Genomic DNA, 26103 nt, shown 5'->3' on the forward strand with positions numbered 1-26103 from the left:
AGTGCAAGAAAATTTATTTCAGGAAGAGTTAAATGAAGCTTTATCAATAGCAAAGAAGACTGGAACCTATTTTGATAGGCTATTTGTCGAGAATCCAAAATTAGCGTTGAGCGAAATTGAAAATATAGAAGAGAAGATCGGCCTACATCTTAGGGAAAAGTTTCCTTACTATGGCTTTCATTGTGAATCTATGGGGATAGTCTCACAATCAACTCACGACAATAATACATATTGGATAGTTTCAGCTCTTTCTGGATCTGAGCCATATTCAAAAGGTTATAGAGGGTCGTCTGTTTCAATTGCTCTGCTATCAAACAGAGAATTGGTACTGGGAGTAGTGAATTCTTTTAATTTTGATGACGTGTTTTATTGGGCAAAAGGCTTAGACTGTGTATATAGAAATGGTCAAAAAACTTTCAATTTGTCTAATTCAAATGTTGTCCTTACTTCTTACGATGCTGATAAAAATAGTATTGCAAATTCAAGGCTTTGCTATCCTTTTAAGTACAAATGCGTGCCATGCTTTTCCTATAGATTGGCATTAAGCGCTGTGGGGGAGGGCGTTTTTGCAATTGATTGCTCGAGTCCCACGACATTTACATACGCTGCGGCCCACGCTCTTTTAATTGGAAATGGGCTAAATCTTTTTGATGAGTCGGGCAAGGAGATAGTCTATTCAAAGCAAGGTTATAGCGGTTGCGGTCAAGTATGCTTTGGTGGAGCCTACGAGGTAATAAAAGAATTTGTGGGGAAGAACTGGAAAAGTGTACTTTATAGGCAGCTCCCTGAGAATATTCTTGATCTCAACCAAACAAATACGCCCAAAATTGGAAAATATGTTAAAGATAAGGATTTATTATCTAAAGCACAAGGCGCTATGATGGGTTTAGTGATTGGCGATTCTTTTGGATATTCTAACAGCAATGAAAAGATTATTGACTTTACTATTGAAAATCAAATGTTAGAGCCTGTAAATTCTGAAATAGTAATCTTAGAATCAAGGGTTCTGTCTAAATATTGTTCATATAACTATAAAAAAGTTGTTGAGGCTTACCTGTATTGGTATAATTCTGAGCCAGTAGAGGTGGATTTTGCCCAATCGAGCGCTTTTAGCTCTCTTAACTCATTGGGGCATATTCCAGAAGGATATTCTTCTGAGTCTATTGATGAAGTTTCAAATTCATTTTTATTAAGGACTATACCGATATCAATATTTACTTTAAACTCTTCGCTCCAAGAGGCCCTTAGCATTGCGGAGCTTGATTGTAAGATAACCAATCCAAATTATATTTGTTTAGAGTGCGCAAAAGTTCTATTGTATTCGCTTAGGTTATCTTTGAAAAGGAAAATGACAAAAGATGATTTGTATAAGTTCGTTGTTAATTTTGTAAATGAAAATGGTTTCTCGGATATTCTAAAGAGTACTCTTTCCGATGCCCAGAATCAACCTCATCCAAAACACGATACAAAACCTGAAAATGTTTTGGTATGCCTTCAAAACTTATTTTATGAGTTGCTACATTCAAATAATTTTGAAGATTCTATTTTAAAAACTTCAATAAGAGGGGGAGACACTTCGAAGAACTGTGCTTTAGTGGGATCTTTATTTGGTGCGCTGTATGGAATGGGAAATATTCCCATCTATTTTAGGGATAAAGTCCTTTCCAGTAGGTCCATAAAGGGATTGCCAAAAATTACTTACCCAAGGTCTCAGATATTTTGGCCAGTTGATATTTTAATTATTGCTGAAAATCTTTTAAAATGTTAATAAATTATTATCATATAAGGAGGCAATACAATGGATGCAATTAACGCATTGTTTAGCAGGAGAAGTATCAGGGCTTATACTGATAAAGAAATATCTCAGGAAGATATAGAGACTATTTTAAGAGCTGCAATGTCTGCACCGTCTGCAGGTGGTGGTAACGTTTGTCATTATATAGTAGTAAAAGACAAAGATTTATTAAAAGAGGTTCTTAAATATCACCAATATGCTCACATGCTCTTACAGGCAAATGCTGCAATAGTTGTAGTGTCCGATCCCTCTCTGGAAAAATATCCTGGCAGATGGCCCTTGAATAGCTCTGCATCTACTGAGAACATGCTCATTGCCGCTACTGCATTGGGCATAGGATCTTGCTGGGTCGGCATCTATCCAGTAGAAGAAAGAATGAATGGTCTTAGAAAAATATTTAATATTTCTGATAACTTGATCCCTTTTGCAATTGTGTCGCTTGGATATCCTGCTGAAAATAAAAAACCACATGGTGAGTTAGATAGTTCAATAATTCATAACAATAAGTGGTAAAAATAGCTTATTAATGGCATTGTTGGATGTAGAAAATTTAACCTTAGGGTTTTATTCTGAAAAGAACAAGAAATGGTCAAAGGTTTTAAATGACGTCAACTTTAGCCTTTATGAAAATGAATTTTTAGGTATAGTAGGAGAATCGGGTTCGGGTAAAACAATCCTTGCAAATTCTATTTTGAACCTGATACCAAAACAAGGGAATATAGTATCAGGATCTATACTTTTTAAAGATAGGGATATTTTGAAGCTTACAGAAGATCAAATTAGAAAAGTTAGAGGCAAAGATATTGCAATAATTTTTCAGGACCCGATGAGTTCTCTTCATCCGCTTCTTACTGTGAAGGACCAAATAGTTGAGACTTTGCAGGCTCATAGGTTGATAAAAAAGTCTGACGCGGTTGAGATTGCAATGAATCTTCTGAGAGATGTCAAGATAGATCGGCCAGAATTAGTTCTAAACAAATATCCATTTATGCTTAGCGGTGGCATTAGACAGAGGGTGATGATTGCTATCGCCATTTCTTGCGGTCCAGAGATAGTTATAGCTGATGAGCCTACAACTGCTCTTGATGTAACAGTGCAAAGAGATATTTTAGCTTTAATAAAAGGTTTTAAAAAAAATTTGAATTTTTCTTTAATGCTTGTTTCTCATGATTTAGGGGTAATATGGGAAAATACCGATAGGGTTGTGGTGATGTACTGCGGAAGAATAATGGAAAGCGGCAAAACAGAGGACGTATTAAGAAATCCTCTACATCCTTATACATTTGGGCTTTTGTCTTCGATACCAAGAAAGACTGGTAAAAAATTAGAAATTCTTAAAGGAATTAGGGGCAGCATCCCTTCTTTGCATGACTTTCCCGATCATATATGCCCATTTTTGCCAAGATGCGATTTTGCAACAGAACAATGTAACGGACCTTTGTTGTTAGAACAGGTAGATAGAGATAGATTTGTAGCCTGTTTTAATAAGGGCGCGTTTAAATAGTGCTATTTCAGGCAGAAAATATTTGTAAGACCTTCTATAAAAGAAACTTTTTACGCTTAAAAGATGTAGGTTTAGATGCATTAAAGGACATTAAATTTGGCATTCAAGATAGAGATATCATAGGAATAGTTGGAGAAACTGGGTCAGGTAAGAGCACCCTTGGAAGAATTTTTGTGGGCTTAGAGAAACCTTCTAGTGGGTTTCTTTACTACAACAACAATAATATTTTTAAATTAAGCAAAAAGGATTTTAGAGAGTTTCAAAAGAGCACTTCTTTCATATTTCAGGATCCATATTCGTCTTTTAATCCTAAAATGAAGGTTTTAGACATACTTCTTGAACCTCTAATTCTTGGGGGCATTGAAATAATTAAAAGAAAGGACATGGTAGATGAAATAATTGAAAATGTTGGGCTAAAAAGTGATGACCTTGGGAAATTTCCGTATCAATTTAGCGGTGGTCAAAGGCAAAGAATAGCAATAGCCAGGTCTTTAATTCTCAAGCCAAAATTCTTGGTCGCCGATGAGCCTGTTTCTTCGCTGGATCTCTCTGTAAAGGCTCAAATATTGAAATTATTTGAAGAGATATATGCTAAAAGCGATCTTACAATGATGATAATATCTCACGATCTCTCTATTGTCGAATATCTGTGTAACAAATCAATAGTCCTTTACAAGGGCTTGATGATGGAAGAGGCCTTTACTGATAGTATTTTCAACAATCCCCTTCACCCATATACACGACTTTTGATTAAATCAGCTCCATCTTTGTATTCTGACAGAGCTAAGAATGTGGAATTAGAAGCTTTTGAATCACCAATTAACCTTGAAAGCGCGAAATTAAAATTGTGTCCATTTTTAGAAAGGTGTAAATTAAAAGTTGATAAGTGTAGAGAAAGTTTTCCTGAGATTATAGAAGTAAAAACAAATCATAGAGTGAGATGTCTCAGGTATATTTAATATCCCCATAGCATAATTAGATTATATGGAATGCTTTTTATAACCTCCATATCTATCTTCCCCGTTTTTGCCATTTTTTCCAATATTTCAATGGCTTCTTCATGCTTCATTCTATCTGTTCTATATGGTCTTTGCTGTCTAAGTGCAGCATAGATGTCTGCAACTGCTATAATTCTTTGTAGTTTACTAAGATCATTCCCCTCCAAACCAAATGGATAACCGCTGCCATCTAAACATTCGTGATGAAAAGATGCTATATCTATAATTTCTTTATCTAATCCCAGAGAGTTTAAAAATGAATATGTATAATAAGCGTGCGATTTCATGGTTAGCCATTCACTTCCTGTTAATTTATCAGGTTTTTCTAGAATATCAAGCGGGATAAAAATTTTTCCAATATCGTGCAAAAAGCCAGCGGTTTCGATCTTTTGGCAGTCCATTGGGGGAAATCCCATTGCTTTGGCAATTGACACAGCAGTATAGGTTACGTCGATCGAGTGAAGTTTGGTAAACTCGCTCTTTGCGTCAACAAAATTTTTTGCAATAGTTTTAGCTAAATCTCCTAATTGCTCATCATTTAGGATTTCAAATCTATCTTCTACTAACAAAGAATTTTCTTTCTTTAACTCTTCAAGGTTGTTTAGTAAAAATAAGAAGAAATCGTTTTTTGAGACAACTAAATATGCATCAAGAATATCTTTGAATGAAGTTTTATCTTTAAAAATTGAGAAAGCTTTTGCTTGAATTTCATTTGCGCTTGTAAAATTGCTGTTTCTAATTAGAACCTCTATTTCGTCGGCGAAGAATATTATTTTTGAAAGTAAGTTTTGTGTATCTTCATTGTGATGATCCTTGATGACAGATGCGATTTTATCAAAAAAGGGTATATCTCTTAATAATTCGTAGCCAGAATGAGCGTGATTTTGAATATTGATTTCTTTCCTTTTGTTTAATTCAAGCAGACAGGAGCTCTCACTTAAAAGAGCTCCAATATCATGCAATAAGCTGCTAAGATAAAGATCAATTCTCTGAGTTTTTTCTAATTTCATTTCTCTTGATATAAGATTAGAAATAAAGCTTAATTTTAAGGAATGTTCATAAGGATATGGGTTTAACATAAATAATGTTTGTGAGTAAGAAATATTTTCAACTAATTTAGTTAAATTAATCTTTTTATTATTAATCACTGTTTAAGATAGAGATTATATCTTTTGGCTGATTAATATGTAAGACATTTTTTTCCTTCAAAATTTCATCTGGTCTAAAGCCCCAAAGGACACCAATGGGTAGGATTTCTGCATTTTTAGCCGTGTTTATGTCTACTGCGGTGTCTCCAACCATTGACCAATTGCAACTTTCTAATTTTGAGAAAGAAATGATTTCGTAGATTGCCATTGGATCAGGTTTTTTGGGTATCTGGGGTCTTGCACCTAAAATTTTTAGGAAAGGAAATTCTGGAAAGAAGAAATTTGCCATCTCTTTTGTGAAGGGATCTGGCTTGTTTGAGAGTATTGCTACTAAATAGTCTCTATCTTTTAAAAAATCTAAAATTTCATATATTCCCTCATAGGGTTTGCTATTTTTTGACCAGTTTTTCCTATAAATTTCGCTATAATTTTTGAGTAATTTTGATTTTAAATCTTCTGAATATTTCTCTTTTGGGATTATCCTGTCTATTAAAACCTCTGATCCCTCACCGACAAAGTTTTTGTAGCTCTCGATTGGGTAAGGAGTTAATCCACCTTCTTCAAGAGCCATATTGGCGCTTATGGCAATGTCTGCCAGCGTGTCAACAAGTGTTCCGTCAAAATCGAAAACTATACCCTTTATGCTGTTTTTTACTGACATATTAATAGTTATATTTATAGATTTCTAAAAAAAGCTTATTTGCGAGGTCTGGATTTAAGTTTTTCAGTATTTTTTGTTCTGTCATTGCAAAGTATTTTTCGCCGAGTTTTGCCAAGGCGACACCAATATAGTAGTGGTAGTTTGCGTTATCAGGATCAAGCCTTATTGCATTTTTATATGCTTGAAAAGTCATGCCATTGTCCGATCTGCTCCTAAAGATGTCTCCAAGCCTAGCTGATGCTGTTAGATTATCAGGATCTTTTACTAGAAGATTTTCATACAAGGTTACTGCTTGATCGTAGTTTTTCTTTTCGAATGCTGTATTTGCATTAGTCGAAAGTTGCTCAGCGCTTTGATCGTTTATCACGTTGACAGGGTAGAGACTTGAAAGACTTTTTATAGTATATATTTTGTCAAAAAGAGAATTCGCAAGATTGGTATTTGTATCTTTTAGCGATCTAAATTGAGTATATGAGTTGTACAGATCATCTGTGGCCAGATAGGAGAGGCCGAGTTGATATCTGGCATCAGGGAATTTTGGATTGAGGTTTATTGCCTTAGTATAGTTATCTATTGCTTCTTGATTGTTTTGCTGGTTTGAGTAAACCAACCCTAAATTGTAATAAATATTGGCGTTTGAAGGATCTTTTTGTGTAGCATTGGTTAAAATTATCATTGCTTCATTATTTCTTCCCAATTTTCTTAGAGCAATTCCCTGAGTGAGCATGGCGTCCACATAGTTTGGGTCAATGTTTAATGCTTTAGAAGTGATATCTACAGCTTTAGAAAGTTGATTGGTTCCTATATAACATTTTGCTAACTCGTCATAAGCTTGAACATAACCCTGATCGGTATCAATTGCTTGTTGAAAGAACATCTCTGCTTTGTCGAAGCTTGACTCGTTAAGATATTTTTCACCTAAAACAAAATACTCTCTTGCTTGATCGTTTGGAGCAGCAGCGTAAGAAATACTTGCAAAGATGAGCATTAGAGAAACAAAGATTAATAACGATTTTTTAAACATTTTTCCCTCCTGATGATTTAAATTATTCTATTTGGTAGGGTTCCTATATTTTCAATTACTACGCTTACATCATCTCCGACTCTCATCGGTCCCACACCTGAGGGTGTGCCAGTCATAATTACATCGCCAGGCAACAAGGTCATAACCGAACTGATAAAGCTAACCAAGAAATCAGGTTTAAATATTAAATTGGAAGTGTTAGATTTTTGTTTGATTTCGCCATTTAGAATTAATTTTATGTCTAAGGAATTCGGATCGATTTCTGTTTCTATCCAGGGTCCTATTGGGGCAAATGAGTCAAATGACTTTGCTCTGGTCCACTGGACATCCTTTTTCTGAAGGTCTCTTGCGGTTACATCATTGCCACAGGTGTAGCCCAATATATAATCTTTTGCATCTTCAATCTTGACATCTTTTGCAGTTTTTCCAATTACTACCACGAGCTCAGCCTCATAGTGCAGGTTCTTTGTTTGCGGCGGATAGGAAATTGGATAATTAGGATGGTTGACTGCAGTAGATGGTTTTAGGAATAGAACAGGTTCGGTAGGAAGAGATTCTTTCATTTCATTTGCGTGGTCTCTATAGTTTAGGCCTACACATACGAATTTAGAAGGAGAGACAGGAGACAGAAGCTCTATTTCACTTAGGCTTAGCTTTACTGAGGTCTTCTTAATAGAGTTTAAAAAATTCTCTTCTAATAGTATTACTTCATTCCCTTCAACTACCCCAAACTTTACTTCTTTGTTGTGAACAAACTTAACTAACTTCATTATTTAACCCCCTTAAATTTTTTTTATTTGGGAAATATTTTTCCCCACCAAGATTTCTGGACTTCAGTTTGTTGTTCAAGTTTTAAGTTGTTGAATAACTCCATGAGCGTGTTATCAGATTCTTTTTTCAATTTATTTAGATCTTTTTCGTATGAATTTATCTTTTCTTCCAATCTATTTAAATTTTGCTTTAACTCAAAATTTTCTTTCTTTAAGTTTACAATTTCGATTTCTTTTTTGTAAAGATCTTTTTTTAGCATGTCGACATCATCTAAAATTTTTATACTATTTTTAATCTCTTCAAGAATTGAAATCTGTTTCAGCAGCAGAGAGTTTTTATCTTTACTGTTGTCAAAATCGTCCAAATCCCCCTTTTTATCGATTAAATTCCGCTCAAGATTTATAGCATGATCTTGAGGTTCGCTTTCATCGTTAAATGATTTCTTAATTTCTTCGGTAGTAAGACCACTTTTGTACATCTCGTTAATTTTAATAAGATAAGGAATACAGCTTTTGTTATAACGCTTCGGTCTTCCTTCGTTGTTTATGTCGAAAAGGAATTCGAACTTGCTTATGTACCTTCTAATGGTAGACTCAGCAATATTAGATTCTTTTGAAATTTGTTCTAAGTTAATATAATTTTCCATGTTTTAATTATATGATCTTTTTTAAATATATCAAATTTGCAAATTTTTTAAAAAACATTTATAATACAAAAAATTGTATGATATAAAAAAATTTTATTTAACATATATGTATTTTGTTATTTGTGAAAGTATTAAAAGAATATTAGAATATAAGATGTAAAGAAGAGTTTTAAGGCTTAAAATATAAGGAGGCGGGTAAGTTGAGTTTAATTAACCCATTTGAGGTAGTTCAGGATCAGTTAGATGAGGTTATGCAGATTTTGAGGATAGATAGTGATGTTATGCAGATTCTAAGAACTCCCATGAGGGAGATTCATGTATCTATCCCTGTCAGGATGGATAATGGAATCTTAAAGGTTTTTCATGGGTTTAGGGTCCAGTATAACAATGCTCTTGGTCCTTTTAAGGGTGGGATTAGGTTCCATCCTGAAGAAACAATTGATACCGTAAGAGCTTTGTCTGCTTGGATGACTTGGAAAACAGCTTGTATCGGCCTACCACTTGGAGGTGGAAAAGGAGGAGTAATTTGTAACCCTAAAGAAATGTCTATTAATGAATTGGAGAGGTTGGCAAGGGGCTATATCGATAAAGTTTGGCAATTAATAGGTCCAGACCAGGATATCCCTGCACCGGATGTATATACCAATCCACAAATTATGGCATGGATGATGGATGAGTATTCAAAGATAATTGGCAAAAACCAGTTTGGTGTTATTACTGGCAAGCCAATTAAGATGGGTGGATCTTTAGGTAGAGGAGATGCTACCGCAAGAGGCGGGATGTATGTTTTAAGAGAAGCTGCAAAGTTTTTGGGTCTCGATCTTTCAAAATCAACTATAGCAATTCAAGGATTTGGCAATGCTGGATTTTATGCTGCACTGCTTGCAGAAGAGCTCTTTGGTATGAAGGCAGTAGCACTAAGCGATAGTAAGGGTGGAGTTTATAATCCAGATGGCATTGATGCTGCAGCCTTGAAAGAGCACAAAGACAAGACTGGATCTGTTCATGGGTTTGCAGGGGCAAAGGACATATCTAATGAAGAGCTCTTACTTTTGGATGTAGACGTTTTAGCTCCTTCGGCACTTGAAGAGGTTATTACAAAAGAAAATGCGAATGAAATTAAAGCAAAAATTGTGCTCGAACTTGCAAATGGTCCTACCACACCTGACGCAGATAAGATTTTGTTCAACAAAGGAGTTCATCTTATACCAGATTTTCTTGCAAATGCAGGTGGCGTAACAGTATCTTACTTTGAAATGGTTCAGAATTTCTATATGTATTATTGGGATGAAGACCTCGTTTACAAGAGGCTTGATCACAGGATGTCTGATGCTTACAAAAATGTTTTAAATGCTGCTAAGGAGTATGGCATCAGCATGCGTCAGGCTGCTTATGTGGTGGCTATCAAGAGAGTTATAGAAGTAATGAAACTAAGAGGTTGGTGCTAACTAAATTTTGAAGGGGATCGCAGCACCCCCTTTTTAATGTTTTAATTCCAATTAGACAGTCTAAAGGAGCATTTATTATGGATTATTTATCGTTTGTGGAAGGAAAGAAAGCAGAATTTTTAGATGATTTAAAAAAAATTTTGACCTATCCGAGCATAATGGGAGAAAAGGTTGATGGGGCACCATTTGGTGTGGAAGTTAGAAAGTGTCTGGATGAAACTTTAAAGATTGCGAGCAGAATGGGATTTAAAACTTTTGTGGTAAATGATGCAGTAGGGGTAGTAGAATATGGTGACTCTGAAGATTACGTGGCATCTTTGGCGCACCTCGATGTAGTACCTGTTGGTGATGGTTGGGATAGCGATCCGTTTGTTGGTAGAATTGAAGGGGATAAAATATTCGCCAGAGGAACAATTGATGACAAAGGACCTGCCATTGCATCTCTTTATTCTTTATACGCAATAAAGGAATTGGGAGCCAAGATAGATAAGAAGATAAGGCTTTTGTTTGGCACCAATGAAGAAGAAGGTTCAAACGATATGCCACTTTATCTTGCAAAAGAAAAGCCCCCTATATATGCTTTTTCTCCAGATGCAGAGTTTCCCGTAATCCACTCTGAAAAGGGGATGGTCTTTGTTAGAGTTTCTTGGAAATTTGATCAAAAGAATGATGGAGTAGTTGTTGAAGAGATTGTTGGAGGCACAAAAGCTAATGTGGTACCAGATAAGGCAACTGCTGTTCTAAGCAATGTGGATAAAGAAGTAGTATCTAATTTAATAAAGGAATTTGAAGCACAATATCCTTATAAATGGAACGTTCAATACGATAGTAAGATACGTGTACAGTGTCAGGGAATAAGCACACATGCGGCACATCCAGAAACTGGTTTGAACGCCGTAATGGGTCTAATCGTATTTCTTTCTAAACTATCATTGAATTCAGGAGTGAAAAATACTTTTGATTGGCTTGCTGCCTACATCGATAGCGAGACAGATGCAAAAAAGTTTGGAATTTTCTGTGAGGACAAATACGGAAAGTTAACTTTCAATGTGGGAATTGTTGATTTTAAAAACAGCACTCTATCATTGGATATAAATTATAGGACTCCTGTAACTTTGGATTATGATGCAATTAATGAAAAATTTGTAAAAATTATTGGGCAGACAGGTGCCAAAATTGAATTTGTGTTAAAAGATAGACCGCTTTTCTACCCAGAGGATCATTTTCTGGTTAAAACTTTGTTAGAGATATATAGAAAGCATGTAAACTCCACTACGCCTCCACTTTCTATTGGTGGCGGTACATATTCAAAACACATACCAAACACTGTTTCTTTTGGACCACTCTTTGAAGGCAAGCAAGACATGTGTCATGAGGCGAATGAATATGCAAGTATTTCAGACTTAATTACGTGTTCTGCAATATATGCTGAAGCCATGGTGAAATTATCTGTTAATAAATAGTTTGTAGCTTTTAGTAAAAATCTATTAAAAACTAGCAGTATATTATTATGAAAGGTGATTGATATGGAAGAGAGAAAAAAGTTAAATTATCTTAATGTTTCAGGGGAAGACTACGTACCTTATATATCTGCAGATAAGGTTATTCCTGAGTTTACTATAACTGCTATTGCCATTGGTGTTTTTTTGGCGATATTATTCGGAGCTGCAGATGCGTATCTTGGAATGAAAGCAGGATTGACAGTTAGTGCGAGTATCCCTGCTGCAGTAATGTCTATGGGCGTTTTAAAGGGGATATTCAGAAGGGGTACTATTCTTGAAAATACTATTGCTCAGACAATTGCATCTGCAGGTGAAGCAATTGCATCAGGTGTAATATTTACATTGCCTGCTTTATTTATTTGGGGATACAATCCAGGTCTTTTAGAGCTTAATACTATGGCTCTATTGGGTGGCATCTTGGGCGTTGTTTTAATGGTGCCTCTTAGAAAGCTTTTGATAGTAAACGAACACCACAACTTGCCTTATCCAGAAGGCACAGCTTGTGCTGAGGTTTTGGTTGCTGGAGATCAAGGTGGAAGTAGCGCAAAAACTGTATTTTGGGGCATCGGAATTGGTGCATTGTACCAATTTCTAATGGATGGTTTAGGACTTTGGAACGAGAGCCCTGATTGGGGTATTCCTGGTCTAAAGGGAGCTGGTATCGGTTTTGATACGCTGCCTGCTCTTTTAGGTGTAGGATTTATTATCGGTCCTAAGGCATCTTTTTATATGTTTGCAGGCGGCATACTTAGCTGGCTTGTGTTAATGCCTTTGATTTCATATTTCGGTAGTGGTTTGACAACTCCAATTTATCCATCGACAGTGCCTATAGCTCAGATGGGTTATTGGGCTCTATGGAGCACATATATTCGTTACGTAGGTGCTGGAGCTGTTGCAGTGGGTGGCTTCATTACTCTTATAAGGTCCTTGCCTACTATACTTGGTTCTTTTGACGCTACAATCAAAGGTCTAAGCAAAAATAAGGGAACTAATGTTGTAAAAGACATTCGTACTCAAAGAGATACGCCATTTTTGATACTTCTCATTATTGTGGGTATCATATTTTTCTATACAGCTCTTACCCCTCAGTTTAACATTGGATTCTTAGGCTCGTTTCTTATGCTAATATTTGCTTTCTTCTTTACGACTGTGTCTTCTAGAATCGTAGGCATTATCGGTTCATCTAGCAACCCTGTGTCAGGTATGACGATAGGAACCATTATTTTGGTAGCTGTAATATTTAGGTTGTGCGGATGGGTCGGAGATACCGCAATGGTAGCAACCCTTATAACAGGCGCTCTTGTCTGTATTTCTATTTGTGTTGCTGGTGACACATCTCAAGACCTTAAAACTGCATTCCTAGTAGGTGGCACTCCAAGAGCACAGCAATATGGAATGATCATAGGCGCTGTTGCTTCATCGTTTGTAATCGGTTCAGTTTTAGTTATGCTTGGTCATGCATACGGTTTTGGTACGAAGGACTTGCCTGCACCTCAAGCTATGCTTATGGCTTTGATTATCAAAGGAGTAATCGGTGGCACTATGCCTTGGGCTCTCGTAGCTATAGGCGGTTTTGTCGCAATTGCTGCTGAGCTCTTAGGAATTTCTGTATTAGCTTTTGCTGTAGGAATGTATTTGCCAATTCCAACTTCTGCAGCAATTGCCACTGGTGGATTTTTGCATCTGATTCTTTCTAAGACAGTTAACAACAAAGAGAAGTTAAGAGCAAAGATAGAAGAAGGTGTTCTCTTGAATTCGGGATTAATAGCTGGCGGTTCTCTAATGGGCGTAATCCTTGCATTCTTGGTCTATGAAAATATTAATATTTCAGTTAACTTTACCTGGGGTGGCTTTGTGAATCCTATTTCTCTGCTATTCTATTTCCTCTTAGCTATCGGTGTTTATGTCTATTTGATGAACAAAAAAGTTGAGGTAGAGTAAAATATTGTTTGGTTTTAATAAAGATAAAGGCAATCTTTTAACGATGTACCCTGTTAAAAGTGTAAATGTTTCAGATGAAATGATAGACGGGCAGCTTCGGCTGACCGTCTATCATGCTGGTTTCTTCCGTAGAATATTTGAGAAATGGTTTCCAAATTACGGAAAGAGCTTTATTAATTTAGATAAATACGGTCAATTTGTTTGGCAACACTGCGATGGAAATTTTACTATAAACGATATTCTAATTAATATGCAAAAACAATTTGATGACAATTCAGAATTTGCACTTGAAAGGCTTATTGTTTTTATTAGGATTCTTGCTAGCAATAAACTAATTAAGCTAATGAGAACAAAATGAGGTATGCGTTATGAATATTGAGGTTTATATTTTAGGGACTCTCTCTTTTGCCGTTATGGGTGCGCTGCTTTATATATATGGATATAGGCGTTCTTATAAAATGCCGCAAGAGCTTCAAAAGCAGATTGCTATAAAGCTCGAAAAAAAAGCTATGTCATTTATTATTAAGAACGCTCAAGGAGTTACGGTAAAGTCTATTGCTAATGAGATTAAAGATGTAAAAGTTGGGAGTCATTTTCAAGGATATAGGTTTAGCGTAAAAGATTCGTTGGTTACTGCTCAGGCAGTTCTGGACAGACTGCTAGCAGCCAATAAGATTAAAAAAGTGATTGATGGTAAAATAGTAAAGTATTATCCTATCAGCGATGAGGAAGAAAAATAATGTTTATGGAGGGTTAAAGAGTGGATATCGCTTATACCTTGAAAAACGCATCTGAGAGAAGAAATGAACAGTTTAGGCCTGAAGGGCAGCTTTCTTTTGGTCAATTGAGAACGGATCATATGTTTTTGATTGATTATGAAAATTCAAATTGGAAAAACCCAAGAGTTGTGCCATATTCAAATATTCCGATTGCTCCTGGCGCTATATCAATACACTATGGACAGTCCCTTTTCGAAGGCGCAAAGGCTTTTATGCATGACGATGGTGAAATATATACATTTAGAATCGATAAGAATGCTAAAAGGTTAAATGTTTCAGCTGATATACTGTGTATGCCATCCCTTGATGAAGAGACTCAAATGAAAGGTGTCCATGCCCTAATAGATGTTGACAGACTGTGGTTTCCTCTGCAAGAGGGTGCATCACTCTATATAAGACCTTTTATGTTCGCAACAGAAGATTCTTTGGGGGTTCATCCATCTGGTAAATATATTTTTTGTGTAATACTTTCACCAAGCGGTGCTTATTATCCTGCTGGTTTTACAAAGCCAATAAAGCTTCTAATCACCAAAAAATTTCATAGAGCTGTAAGCGGGGGCACTGGTGCTGCAAAAGCTTCGGGCAACTATGCCGCTTCTTTGAAGGCTGGAGAATTTGCAAAAAAATTTGGTGCTAGTCAGGTGCTATTCCTTGATTCAGAAAACAAATATATTGAAGAGGCTGGAGCCATGAATCATTTTCACGTTGAAAAGGATGGAACGGTGGTTATACCAGAATTTACCGATACCATATTGAAGAGCATTACCTCTGAATCAATAATTGAGTTGCAAAAGGAAATAGGCCTGAAGGTTGTTCAAAGGAGAGTACCTCTTGATGAATTTATTGAAAGTGTGAAATCTGGAGATATTGTAGAAGCGGGTGGATTTGGTACTGCAGCAGTAATATCATCTGTGGGAGAATACGTCTTCGAAGACGGTTCATCAATTACAGTTGGAGATGGAAAAGTAGGCAAATTTGCTAAACAAATATATGAATATTATGTAGGAGTACAAACTGGCAAAATAAAAGGTCCTAATGGCTGGTTGAAAAAGGTTGAGAGAAATAGTCTTGGTTAATATTTCTTAATATTACATAGGAAATTATATTGGGGGATGAAAGAGTAAGATTATCTAGTTTGCAGCGCGATGATGAGTTAACATTTCCGCATTTTTATGTGGTAAGCGCATCAGCTGGTTCTGGCAAAACCTATACTTTAAGTATACGGTTTTGCCAGTTTTTGTTATCAACAAATATATCGAATAACGCTCTGCCAAATATAATAGCTTTGACTTTTACAAAAAATGCTGCAAACGAAATGAAACAGAGGATATTGGAATGGCTTAAGAAAATTAATTTAGGTTTATTAAATGAGCCAGATAAAAAAAACTTAACTGCTCTATTGTATGATTCTTTGGAAGATATAATGCTTCATTCTGAAAAAGCAATTGATCTGATTTTTGAAAATTTTAGTGAGTTTCAAGTAAGCACAATTGATAGTTTTATGGCAAAGATTTTTAGAGTTCTACCATTTGAAACAAACATTTTGGCGAACAATATAAAAATTGATAGTGATGAGATATTTGATTTTGCTATTGATAGGCTTATCCAAGAAATTGAATTTCAAAAGTTAGAAGAATACTTAAGGATTAATGAGACAAACAATATTATTAATTTCAATCCAAAAGAAGAAATAAAAAAAAATCTGTTAGATCTCTTGAATTTAGAGAATAAAAAATTAGGATACTTTAAGGAAAATAAGAATATTGAACCATCGATAAATGAAGTAAAAAGACTAATGAAATACTTGGCATCTTTAGCCGAACAAGGTCTGAAAAAGGGTTTGGCATTAAATGGGAAAATTCATGAAGAAAAATTTATAAAGCTTATTGATAAATTAAACAATCCTGAAATAAATATTGTGGGTATTATTAGGAAAATCTATAAAAGCTTTCCATTTAATAAAGAGAAAAGCGATATTTATAGTCATCTAAAGAAGGAATGGGACGCATCTGTTCATCTAATTTACGGATATTTACCCATTTTATGCCAGGTAAAATATCAGCAATATATAAACTTGTTTACTGAATTTAAGTCAGTCCTTCAAGGTTGCTACAATGAACTTGGGTCAATTTATATTGGCAACATAAACAAACTAATATTTGAAAATCTTGATAATAATAACATAATTAAAGTTCAGTTCTGTTTGGGAAGTCATATCTATCATATGATGATAGATGAATTTCAAGACACAGACGAGGTGCAATGGGGGTGCTTAAAGAGATTTTGTGACGATCTAATGACAAGAAACGGCTCTATGTTTGCAGTAGGTGACATTAAACAATCAATTTATAGCTTTAGAGGCGCAGATTACAAGATTATGAAAGAAACAATAGATAAGCCAATGAAAAATACCTATCTCTTAAATTTAGAAAATAACTTTAGAAGCGATGGCGTACTAATTGAAAGTATTAGAAAATTTTTTCAAGAAGACATATTTGATCAAGTATCTACTGCGAATAACCTCTCAGGCTTAAGCGATTATTTGCAGTTTCCCTTAGAAGAAAGAAGCGATTTAGGTTTTTTCAAGACTCAGGTTGCATTTTTTGACAACACAGGAAGCGATGATGGCTTGGAAGATGGGCTTGATGACGATTACGATTTGAGGACAAAATTGCTAAATTTGTTGTCTGATTTAAATAAAAGATTTAAATTAAGCGATATTGCAATACTGACCCGATCAAATTCTCAGGTAAATGAAATTTCATCCTGGCTTTTGGAGGGTGGTTATAGCATTGTTTCAGAAAGCTCATTGGACATTAGAGATAGAAAGATAATTCAAGAGATTATATCACTGTTAAAATTTATCGAGTCTCCTGCTGATAATTTAAATTTTTCTACCTTTTTACTTAGTAAAGTAATGGAAAAGATCCTTCTTAGCGAAGGCATATCCCTAAACGAGATAAGAGAATTTCTATTTATCAATCGAGATAAGAATATATATACTGCTTTTAAGGATAATTATATCGAAATTTGGAATAAATACTTAAGAGAAATATATCTCAAATCAGGATATATCCCCATTTATAACTTGCTTATTTTGATATTTTCTACCTTCAAAATTTCATTTAATTTTCCAGAGGAATCAGCATATTTAGTAAAATTCTTAGAAATTGTTACCGAGATTGAATCTTCAGGTTATGTGGATATAAACAATTTGTTGCAGGCTGTTGAAAGGGAGAAGACCGATGTTTTCAAAGTGGAGATTTCTGGTTTCGGTGATGCTATTAGGCTAATGACTATTCACAAGGCTAAGGGGTTAGAATTTCCAGTAGTTATAAACATTGTAGATGCTGAAAGCAGTTTTGGCATTTCTGGAAAAAATAGATCTATTTCTAACCTTTTTGTGTTAAATGAAGATGATATTCGTAAGACTGGTGCTCCTACTAATGAGAGTCTTTCTTTGTTACATATTACTAAAGACCTTTCAGAAAAAAACGATCTTCTGGGGGAGGTTTTTTATAATGAGGAAGTTAATTGTATGATAGACGACTTGAATCTTTTATATGTGGCTATGACAAGGGCAAGGCACGAGCTTTATAACTTTTTGTGTTTTAGAAAAGAGAAAACCCTTGAAAATGTGAGAAAGCTTGTAAAAGAAATTGGGAGTATAAATAATTTTATCAATACTTCTTCAAAGAATGCAAGGCTTACTTGTTTAACCTTTGCTCAATCCTTTCTTAGGGATCCATTGAGGGAAGAAAAAAATTGGAAGAAGGAAGATATAGAAAGCATAAGAAGGGGTGTCTTGATTCATAAGATTTTAGAACAAATAAAGTTTAGAGAAGATTTAGTTAATTTAGATAAAATAATTCAAATTTATAAAAAAGATGTTGAACTTTTTGATGAAGAAGTTATGCAAAAAATTTTTGATGTGGTTTCAAATGAGAAATTTCAAAGATATTTTAGTAATGAAAGTAAAATATATACCGAAGTTGACTTCGTTGACAAGAGGGGTAGGGTTTTTAGAATTGACAGACTGGTAGTAGACAGAGATACTATTTATGTGGTTGATTATAAAACTGGCATAAAAGAATATTATAAAAATCTGGAAAAAGAAAAATATTATAAACAAATAAGACAATATATGAAGATTATTTACGATGTCTACAAAAAAGATACAATTGGAGTAATATTAGATATCGATAATCTTTCAGAAGAGATTGTATACAAGAATGACTAATTTTGAATTTTTCGAAGAAAATCGTAACAAGATATGCTATCTAAATGAAGATTCTGATATTATCAATGAGGTTGCAAATTATGTCACCTCAGATGTATCTTTAGAAGACTGTGTGATTGTTTTTCCAAACAGAAGAGCTATCCATTATCTTTATTCCAAATTTTCTGAATATCTCAAAAATACATTTAGATCCCCTTTAGTTTATTCTATTGACGATTTTGTTGACAATCTATATGAACAAGGTAAGCAATCATATAGAAAGATAAATCTAATGGAGGCTATTTATTTATTATTTAATTTATTGAATGGATCAGAAAAATATGAATCTTTTAGTAAGATTCACAACTCATTTGATGAGTTTATTCCATGGGGAAAAGAGTTTTTTAAAGATTTTGAAGAACTATTTATTAATAAAGTAAATTTTGATGCTTATGAGAAAATAATTAATTTCTCACAGAATGAGTCTAGTGAAAATTTTCTAATCAATAAAGTTTTCGAAACCGACTTCTCATATAGAATGAGAGATTTTTTTGTTCTATATAGAGATTTTTATTCTGAAATTGAAGGTAGGTTGGTGTCTACAAGGGCTACAAGGTACAACTTTGTTTCAAAAGTTAGCTTGCCCGAAAAAAACTTTGTAATTGGCGGCTTTTACAGCCTAAATGAAAGTGAAAAAGAACTTTTCAGTAATATTTTAAATAATAAAGAATCGCGTTTTTTTGTTAAAAAAAGTTCAAAATTTTGTGATCTAAAAAATAAAAAATTTTATATATTTCAATCCCAAACCTTAAATGGTCAGATACTGAAATTAAGGGAGTTGTTAGAGCAGAAAAAACCACTGAGCAGTAAGGATCTTATACTCCTTGTATCTGAGGCGAGTCTGTTTCCTGTATTATACAATGCGATTCCTGATGGCGAAAGGTACAACGTGTCTATGGGGTATCCTCTTTCAAGAACTCCTATATATTCACTATTTGATATGATTGCTACTTTGCTCTCCAGGATAAATAATTTTAAATTTTATTCTACCGATTATATAAATCTACTATTTCACCCTTATGTAAAAACTTTAAAATTTGATAAATATTCTTTTAACTCAGAAGAATCTCAGGACATTCAGAACCTGCAAAGCACTGTTACAAGAACGCTTTTTCAAAAAATTCACGCTTATATTAGGAATAACAACAAGATTTTTATTTCCCTAAAAGAAATTGAAGAGAAATCTGAAATCTATAACGACGTTATTGATACGATAAAATCTTTAAATATAGAAATAGGTGCTGATGATGATTTTAAAAAATACTTAACTGACTTTTTAATTGAGGTTCATAGCAAAATAGTTAGAGCTTTCTTATCAGTGAAAAATTTATCTGACTTTACTGGTAAGATTAATGAATTGTTGGACTATATATCAGAAAAGTCATTAGGAAATCTAAATCTGTATGGATCAAATTTTTTTAGATATGCTTATGAGACTGTCTTTGAGTTACAATCATCAGAAATTTCAGGTTTGAAATCGACAGGGCATAGCCAGTATTTTAATTTATTAAGATTTTTTATGCAAAACGCCAGAATTCCTTTTTCTTCATCAATTTTAGATGGCATTCAAATTTTGGGTTCGCTTGAGACAAGAAATATAAATTTTGAAAGGGTTTTTTATATAGATATTAGTGATGATAATGTGCCCAATGTGATAAAAGAGATGCCTTTTTTAACTCAGGATATTAGACAAATTTTAAATCTGCCTACAGCAAAAGACAACGAAGACCTTCAGAAAGCTAATTTTGTTAGTTTAATAAATGGCGCAAATGAAATTAATTTCTTCTATTCTAATTCTGTAGGAAAATCACTTTCAAGGTTTGTGGAAAGTATAATTTGGGAACTACAGAAAATTAATAGATCTATTGAAATGCCTATCCCTAAAGAAAGTATAAATTTTCCAATCTCTTTTACTCAGGAAAACCCAGGCCCTATTGAAAAAAATGATGAAATTTTAAAACTTCTTGAAAGCTTTGAATTTAGTCCCTCATCAATTGATAAATATTTAAGATGTCCGCTTTCATTTTATTATTCTTATGTTTTGAACTTAAAAGAACACAAGAAGATTGAAGAAGATATTAGCAGCAGCGAAATAGGTAATGTGGTACATGAAATATTGTTTTTATATTTTAAACAATGGTTAGGAAAAGAATTTGCTAACGTAAACTTTGATAATGAAATGAATTTTATCAACTCTTTTTTGGATGAAAAATTTCAAGACAATCATTCGAAAGAAGTCCTGCTTCAAAAAGAACAATGTAGATTAGCCCTTAAAAGGGTTCTTGAAAAAAATATAAGAGAGCTAAACGGTATGAAAATTTTGTATCTTGAAAAGGAGTTCAAATCTAATATTTTTTGTGATAACAAGAAAATAAAGTTAAAAGGTAGGGTAGACAGGATTCATGAATTAAAAAGTGAATACTTTCTAATAGATTATAAGACTGGTGCTGCCAAGATACCTAAACAAAGCTTTTTGCCTAATATAGAAAATAGAAATACGTGGTACGAAAATATTAGGTCATTTCAACTGCCATTTTATGTATTTTTATTTGAGGATTCTGAAAAAGTTGACTTTAAGACGATAACATCTGGTATATGGAGCTTGAGGAACATTGACAATGAAGAGTATTTCCAATTCGATGATGATAAGCATAGCGCTTATCATGAAGCATTAAAATATTTAATTTCAGAAATTCTAAGCATAGATATTCCATTCTTGCCAGTTTCGAACAAAATTGAAGAAAAATGCGCTTTTTGCTTGTACCAGACTATTTGTTCAAGACAGTGGGTAAAAAGTAGAAAGTTTTCTTAAAGTTTTTTGCAAAAGACATAGTTATGATATAATGACAAATATAAAACATTTAGGAGGGTATATCTTGGGGAATTTTAAAACTTTATCATTTCTTTCTATTTTTCTATTTTCATTTATGTTTTTTCAGAATACAGGATTTGCTATTCAAAGTTCTGCTACCGATCCCAAAACAAATTGCCAGGTGCTTTGGTCATCTGATAGTTATAAAATTATTTCTGTTAATTGGGATGGTGATTGTGTAAACGGTAAGGCTCAGGGTAAGGGCAAGATAAGTTTAATTTTGCAAGACGATAAAGGTTTAGGCTACAAAGGAAGTGGTGTCGGCGAATTTGATAATGGCTACCTCAATGGTCACGCTGCTATGAATTTTTCAGATGGCGATTCCTTTAATGCAGATTTTAAAAACGGGCAGATGAATGGAAACGGAATGTATAAATTTTCAGATGGAGCTATCTATGAGGGCGAATTTAAAGATAACAAACCAAATGGACAGGGTACGTATACCTGGGCTGATGGAAGAATTTATAAAGGCGAGTGGCTAAATGGCTTTATCGCAAGAGATTTAAATGGTTTTATAGGAATTCAATGGGGTTCATCTGTCCAAGAAATGAAAGATGTTATAAAGGATCGACCAAATACAAGCTTCTTGAATAAATTGGAGGATAGCAATAGTAAAACTACTACTTACGCTTATTATACGGCTTTCTCTGATAAATTGGCAAAATTATTTTTGAGATTTATAGATAATAAGTTTTATTATGGCACTTTTTATATCGAAACCAGTCAAAACGATATGATGAACTATTTTTCTAATTTAAGAGATTCTATTACTCAAAAATATGGTCCTTATAATACCTGCACAGGCAAGGATTTTGATACTTCTTGTATCTGGACTTTTGCTACAAAGTCAAATTTTCCAAACGCTATTCACTTAGGGTTCGACAAAAAAGATCCTTCTACCTTGTCTAAAAATGAATTCCCGTATGTAATAACATTAGACTATATAAATGGCGAAATGTACAATAAAATTGAAAAAGCTACTTCAAAGCCTCCTAGTGATTTGTAAATTTCATATTGTTTTATAAATAAGTTTTGCTTATTGAAAGTCTATTTTTATGGAAGAATTTGCTGCTGTTGGGTTGAATGTAATTTTACTATTTATTGATTTGCTTGGAATTTTTAGACTACTTTCTATATAATTTATAATTGATGCTATTTTTTGTTCTGCTGCACTTTTAAGCGCATTGTTATTATAATTGCAGTTAATGTTGATAGATATATTTTTATTTGAACTATAGACATTTTTGATTATTTGTAAATTATTAATATCATTGGTAGAAATCTTAAAGTCATTTTCATTTAAAATCGGAATTGGTGTAAGAAAGGGTTTTGTATTTATAGTTAGGTTGATTTTTGTATTTATTATATTTTCAATATAATTTTGTATAAATTTAGTTTCATTTAAAGAAAATATATGGTTTCCTTTTATTTCCAATGTGAGATAGTCTTTACCTTTGTTTGAAACAGCGAAATTATAACTTTCTATAAAATCCGGGGATATAAGTTTATTTATTGAATCTGTGATTGTTTTAAAAACATCATTAATATCTTTTGTGGCATTGCTTATTTTTTCTTCTGGGGTTTGTATTGGAGTTATAGGTTGTTGGGGGTTTTGAAGGCTTAATTTTGGCATTTGACCTATTATTTGGCTTAATTTTAGATCTACGGGCTTTTTAAATTTATCTTCTAAATTCTTTTTAATTTCTTTAATTTTTTGCTCATTAAGATAGTCTTTTGCTAAAATTATTGCCGAGACATAAATTTTATCAGACTTTTCTTCTACTTTTAAATAATATAGATTCGCACTATTCTTAATATCCTGTTTAATAATATTTGATACCTGGTTGTTAAGATTTATGTAAGATACTGTGGTATATAGAGAATATATCAATGGAATAGAGATAATTATCATGGTAATAAATATCTGTGTTAATCTTTTTCTAATGACAGAGTCTTTTGCTGCAATTTCTATTTTTGTTAGAAAACCAAAATAAATAAAAGTTATAACAGACGAGAAAAGTATTGCAATAAAATTGGTAAAAAAAAGCAAAAAGGCACCCATAGATATTAGATAACTTGAAGTACCTATACCAAATCCTATAATGCTAAGAGGCGGTATGATTGCAGTGGCAATTGCGACTCCTGGTATTATTGTTAAATTATTTTTATTCTTTATAGTTGCATAGACTCCAACTATGCCAGAAAATAATGCTATCAATAAATCGTATAAATTTGGATTTGTCCTTGAAATTATTTCTGTAGTAGGTTCTTTTAATGGAGAGATTGTGGTAAGAATTGTTGTAAAAACAATAGTTAGAATTACGCTTACAATGATTTTAAATATTAACTTTTTTATCAACTGATTATTTTCAGTTGTTATGGCTAATCCTAAACCTATAATTGGTTCCAATAAAGGTGAAATAAGCATTGAACCTATTATCACTGCTACGCTGTTTGTAATAAGACCTATAGTGGCTATTAAAGCGGCTATTATAAGTGATAACAAATAATCAAATGAAATTCCTGCCTTTGATTCTGTATTATAAATTGTTTTTTCTTTGTCTAATGTTTTGTTAGCATATAAGTAAGGGAAGACATAAGGGAATAATTTTTTTAAAAAGCTGTAAATTAAGATTTTTGGATATTGTTTATCATGTTCCAAAATTTAAATAATGACCTCAAAATATTTTAAAATAGTATCGACATGGCCCTTTGCTTTGACATTTCGCCATGCTTTTTTCAATATCATGTCAGGTGTAATTAAAAATGTAGATCTAATAACTCCCATACTTGTTTTTCCATAAATTTTCTTCTCACCGTATGCGTCAAAAAGAGTTAAGATTTTCTTCTCAGGATCAGAGAGAAGAGGAAAGTTTAAACTATGCTTTTCCTGAAATTTTTTGTGTGATGCAATAGAGTCAGGGCTAACACCTGCAATAGCAGCATATTTCAATATGAAGTTCATATTATCTCTGAAATCGCACGCTTCTGTGGTGCACCCAGGCGTATTGTCTTTTGGATAGAAGTAAAGAATAAGGTTTTTTCTATCTTGTATTAAGTCTTTAAAACAAAAAACTTTTTCATTCGAACCTTCATCTATTCCATTAAGACAAAAATCATCAATTTTATCTCCTATGTTGAGCACTGTTAGACCTCCTTTTATTCTAATTATAACCTATCTACAAACTATTTTTTAGTTCCAGAATCTGCTTCCTTTACAAAATCATAATTTTGTTGTAAAATTCTGACAATTTATTTTTTTTATGATATACCAATAACTTTTTTAATTTGCTTGAGACAAATCTATATTTTGGGAGGCGTAAAATGTCTGTTGAAGCGAAAAATGAAACTTTGAATATGATTAAAGAGAGCAAAATAATATTGCCAAATAAAGAGAAAGTCAAAGGGACTAATGCTGGTAGCATTCAGGACTTTAATAATTTATTAAAAAAATCTTGGGATGATCCTGAAAAATTTTGGGAGGATGTAGCGAATGAGCTTTCCTGGTTCCATCCGTGGTCAAAGACTATGGAAGGGGAGTTCCCAGACTTTAGATTTTTTTCTGGTGGAATTACAAATCCCGCATTCAATATGTTAGATAGGAACATTGAAAAAGGTTATGCAAATAAACTGGCGCTAATATGGGAAGGCGAAAATTATGAAACGAAGTTTTTTACCTACAGAATGCTTCTTTGCGAGGTTAATAAATTTTGTAATGTTTTAAAAAACTTTGGATTGAAGAAAGGTGATAGGGTATCAATTTATCTTCCAAATCTGGCTGAGACGGTCATAGCAGTCCTTGCCTGTTACAGAATGGGGGTATTGTTTAACACCGTGTTTTCAGGATTTTCTGCTAATGCCTTGAGAGAGAGGCTAAATCATTTTGAGCCCCATGTTTTTATAACTGCGGACGGAATTTACAGACGTGGCAGGGTTATAGGCCTAAAGGAGAAAGCTGATATTGCGATTGAAGGAATCAAGAGCATAAAGGCTTCTATAATTATCAAGAGAGCTGATAATCCTGTAAGCATGAAAGCTGGTAGGGATCATTGGTGGGATGAGCTAATGAAAAATCTGATGCTGAGTTTCAACCTGAATTTATTGAAGCAAATGAACCAGGTCTTGTTTTTTACACAAGCGGAACTACTGGCAAGCCAAAAGGTGTAGTTCATTCAGGAAATGCTTTTGTGATAAATAACTATATTTATGCAAAGTACCACTTAGACTTGCACCAGGATGATGTTTTTTGGTGTATGGCTGATATTGGTTGGTTGACAATGCATATATGGGGTATAGTTGGTGCTCTGTCAAATGGCATTACAACTATTTTTTATGAGGGCTCAATAGATTATCCTGAACAAGATAGAGTTTATCAAATTTTAGAAAAGTATAGGGTTAACAAATGGTGGACTTCTCCAACTGCTACCAGAATGTTGATGAAATTTGGAGAAGAAAAATTTCAAACCTACGATCTTAGCTCATTAGATGTAGTGGCTTTTGTGGGCGAACCTTTAAACCCTGAGGCCTGGAAATGGGTTTATGAGAAAATTGGCAAGGGGAAGATATATCTTAATAATACTTATGGTCAGACAGAAACTGCCGGCTGTCCTCTAGCTGGAGCTGCGTGGCTTACTCCAATGAAGGCTGGCTCTTGCGGTATTCAATTCTTAGGCGCGCACCTTGATATTGTGGATGATCTTGGCAACTCAGTGCCCCCAATGGTAGTGGGTAATCT

At 33.7% G+C, this 26103-nt stretch carries 22 protein-coding genes; 15 read left to right on the forward strand and 7 right to left on the reverse strand.

The features are described from left to right. Position 1: 1 nt before the first annotated feature. The 4 genes from V4762_RS06210 to V4762_RS06225 are packed head-to-tail and all read left to right on the forward strand — an operon-like array spanning position 2 to position 4258. Entirely contained in the window at positions 2-1768 is a 1767-nt protein-coding gene (locus V4762_RS06210; RefSeq protein WP_347314918.1) for an inositol monophosphatase family protein, read from the forward strand. 30 nt (positions 1769-1798) lie between these two features. Continuing rightward, a complete protein-coding gene (locus V4762_RS06215; RefSeq protein WP_347314919.1) occupies positions 1799-2308 on the forward strand; it encodes a nitroreductase family protein in 510 nt (169 codons plus the stop codon). A gap of 13 nt (positions 2309-2321) precedes the next feature. Continuing rightward, positions 2322-3299, forward strand: coding sequence for an ABC transporter ATP-binding protein (locus V4762_RS06220; protein WP_347314920.1), 978 nt, complete (start codon positions 2322-2324; stop codon positions 3297-3299). Next, the gene (locus V4762_RS06225; RefSeq protein WP_347314921.1) at positions 3299-4258 is read left to right on the forward strand and encodes an ABC transporter ATP-binding protein; all 960 of its coding nucleotides are present in this window, start codon (positions 3299-3301) and stop codon (positions 4256-4258) included. The genes V4762_RS06220 and V4762_RS06225 overlap by 1 nt, the downstream gene beginning before the upstream one ends. On the opposite strand, the gene V4762_RS06230 is transcribed toward V4762_RS06225, so the two are convergent. From V4762_RS06230 to V4762_RS06250, 5 genes are all read right to left on the reverse strand, one after another. Further along, on the reverse strand, positions 4255-5376 hold the full coding sequence (locus V4762_RS06230; RefSeq protein WP_347314922.1) for an HD-GYP domain-containing protein: 1122 nt from the start codon (positions 5374-5376) through the stop codon (positions 4255-4257). The two genes, V4762_RS06225 and V4762_RS06230, sit on opposite strands and share 4 nt — an antisense overlap. A gap of 61 nt (positions 5377-5437) precedes the next feature. Further along, a complete protein-coding gene (locus tag V4762_RS06235) occupies positions 5438-6106 on the reverse strand; it encodes an HAD family hydrolase (protein WP_347314923.1) in 669 nt (222 codons plus the stop codon). A gap of 1 nt (position 6107) precedes the next feature. Then, on the reverse strand, positions 6108-7130 hold the full coding sequence (locus V4762_RS06240; protein ID WP_347314924.1) for a tetratricopeptide repeat protein: 1023 nt from the start codon (positions 7128-7130) through the stop codon (positions 6108-6110). Between the two features lie 17 nt (positions 7131-7147). Further along, entirely contained in the window at positions 7148-7900 is a 753-nt protein-coding gene (locus tag V4762_RS06245) for a fumarylacetoacetate hydrolase family protein (RefSeq protein ID WP_347314925.1), read from the reverse strand. A gap of 23 nt (positions 7901-7923) precedes the next feature. Continuing rightward, entirely contained in the window at positions 7924-8547 is a 624-nt protein-coding gene (locus V4762_RS06250) for a MerR family transcriptional regulator (RefSeq protein WP_347314926.1), read from the reverse strand. Positions 8548-8747: 200 nt separating this feature from the next. Between V4762_RS06250 and V4762_RS06255 the strand changes: the two genes are divergently transcribed. From V4762_RS06255 to V4762_RS06295, 9 genes are all read left to right on the forward strand, one after another. Then, positions 8748-9995 carry a Glu/Leu/Phe/Val family dehydrogenase gene (locus V4762_RS06255; protein ID WP_347314927.1) on the forward strand — a complete coding sequence of 416 codons (1248 nt, stop codon included), beginning with the start codon at positions 8748-8750 and terminating at the stop codon, positions 9993-9995. 77 nt (positions 9996-10072) lie between these two features. Further along, positions 10073-11458 (forward strand): dipeptidase PepV, encoded by a 1386-nt coding sequence (gene pepV / locus V4762_RS06260; protein ID WP_347314928.1) that lies wholly within the window; start codon positions 10073-10075, stop codon positions 11456-11458. Between the two features lie 63 nt (positions 11459-11521). After that, positions 11522-13438, forward strand: a complete 1917-nt coding sequence (locus tag V4762_RS06265) for an OPT family oligopeptide transporter (RefSeq protein WP_347314929.1) — start codon at positions 11522-11524, stop codon at positions 13436-13438. 4 nt (positions 13439-13442) lie between these two features. Next, a complete protein-coding gene (locus V4762_RS06270; protein ID WP_347314930.1) occupies positions 13443-13796 on the forward strand; it encodes a PqqD family protein in 354 nt (117 codons plus the stop codon). Between the two features lie 10 nt (positions 13797-13806). Then, positions 13807-14178, forward strand: coding sequence for a hypothetical protein (locus V4762_RS06275; protein ID WP_347314931.1), 372 nt, complete (start codon positions 13807-13809; stop codon positions 14176-14178). Between the two features lie 20 nt (positions 14179-14198). Continuing rightward, on the forward strand, positions 14199-15293 hold the full coding sequence (locus V4762_RS06280; RefSeq protein WP_347314932.1) for a branched-chain amino acid aminotransferase: 1095 nt from the start codon (positions 14199-14201) through the stop codon (positions 15291-15293). 29 nt (positions 15294-15322) lie between these two features. Further along, entirely contained in the window at positions 15323-18457 is a 3135-nt protein-coding gene (locus V4762_RS06285; RefSeq protein WP_347314933.1) for a UvrD-helicase domain-containing protein, read from the forward strand. Continuing rightward, complete coding sequence (locus V4762_RS06290; RefSeq protein ID WP_347314934.1) at positions 18450-21308, forward strand: PD-(D/E)XK nuclease family protein; 2859 nt, start codon at positions 18450-18452, stop codon at positions 21306-21308. The genes V4762_RS06285 and V4762_RS06290 overlap by 8 nt, the downstream gene beginning before the upstream one ends. A gap of 64 nt (positions 21309-21372) precedes the next feature. Continuing rightward, positions 21373-22374 (forward strand): MORN repeat-containing protein, encoded by a 1002-nt coding sequence (locus V4762_RS06295; RefSeq protein ID WP_347314935.1) that lies wholly within the window; start codon positions 21373-21375, stop codon positions 22372-22374. A gap of 30 nt (positions 22375-22404) precedes the next feature. Here V4762_RS06295 and V4762_RS06300 read toward each other — a convergent pair whose 3' ends face one another. Then, positions 22405-24030, reverse strand: coding sequence for a TIGR00341 family protein (locus V4762_RS06300; protein WP_347314936.1), 1626 nt, complete (start codon positions 24028-24030; stop codon positions 22405-22407). Between the two features lie 3 nt (positions 24031-24033). Then, the gene (locus tag V4762_RS06305; RefSeq protein ID WP_347314937.1) at positions 24034-24513 is read right to left on the reverse strand and encodes a peroxiredoxin; all 480 of its coding nucleotides are present in this window, start codon (positions 24511-24513) and stop codon (positions 24034-24036) included. 179 nt (positions 24514-24692) lie between these two features. On the opposite strand from V4762_RS06305, the gene V4762_RS06310 reads away from it, so the two are divergent. Both V4762_RS06310 and V4762_RS06315 read left to right on the forward strand, forming a co-directional pair. After that, on the forward strand, positions 24693-25535 hold the full coding sequence (locus V4762_RS06310; RefSeq protein ID WP_347314938.1) for an AMP-binding protein: 843 nt from the start codon (positions 24693-24695) through the stop codon (positions 25533-25535). After that, the coding region (locus V4762_RS06315) for an acyl-CoA synthetase (RefSeq protein WP_347314940.1) at positions 25469-26103 on the forward strand (635 nt) is incomplete at its 3' end. The genes V4762_RS06310 and V4762_RS06315, both read left to right, overlap by 67 nt.

Source organism: Thermodesulfobium sp. 4217-1, assembly GCF_039822205.1.
Lineage (GTDB): Bacteria > Thermodesulfobiota > Thermodesulfobiia > Thermodesulfobiales > Thermodesulfobiaceae > Thermodesulfobium.

Coding starts and splice junctions, on each gene's coding strand:
- V4762_RS06215 (WP_347314919.1), top strand. CDS start 1,799: ATGGATGCAATTAACGCATTGTTTAGCAGGAGAAGTATCAGGGCTTAT.
- V4762_RS06220 (WP_347314920.1), top strand. CDS start 2,322: ATGGCATTGTTGGATGTAGAAAATTTAACCTTAGGGTTTTATTCTGAA.
- V4762_RS06230 (WP_347314922.1), bottom strand. CDS start 5,376: ATGTTAAACCCATATCCTTATGAACATTCCTTAAAATTAAGCTTTATT.
- V4762_RS06235 (WP_347314923.1), bottom strand. CDS start 6,106: ATGTCAGTAAAAAACAGCATAAAGGGTATAGTTTTCGATTTTGACGGA.
- V4762_RS06240 (WP_347314924.1), bottom strand. CDS start 7,130: ATGTTTAAAAAATCGTTATTAATCTTTGTTTCTCTAATGCTCATCTTT.
- V4762_RS06245 (WP_347314925.1), bottom strand. CDS start 7,900: ATGAAGTTAGTTAAGTTTGTTCACAACAAAGAAGTAAAGTTTGGGGTA.
- V4762_RS06250 (WP_347314926.1), bottom strand. CDS start 8,547: ATGGAAAATTATATTAACTTAGAACAAATTTCAAAAGAATCTAATATT.
- pepV (WP_347314928.1), top strand. CDS start 10,073: ATGGATTATTTATCGTTTGTGGAAGGAAAGAAAGCAGAATTTTTAGAT.
- V4762_RS06265 (WP_347314929.1), top strand. CDS start 11,522: ATGGAAGAGAGAAAAAAGTTAAATTATCTTAATGTTTCAGGGGAAGAC.
- V4762_RS06275 (WP_347314931.1), top strand. CDS start 13,807: ATGAATATTGAGGTTTATATTTTAGGGACTCTCTCTTTTGCCGTTATG.
- V4762_RS06290 (WP_347314934.1), top strand. CDS start 18,450: ATGACTAATTTTGAATTTTTCGAAGAAAATCGTAACAAGATATGCTAT.
- V4762_RS06310 (WP_347314938.1), top strand. CDS start 24,693: ATGTCTGTTGAAGCGAAAAATGAAACTTTGAATATGATTAAAGAGAGC.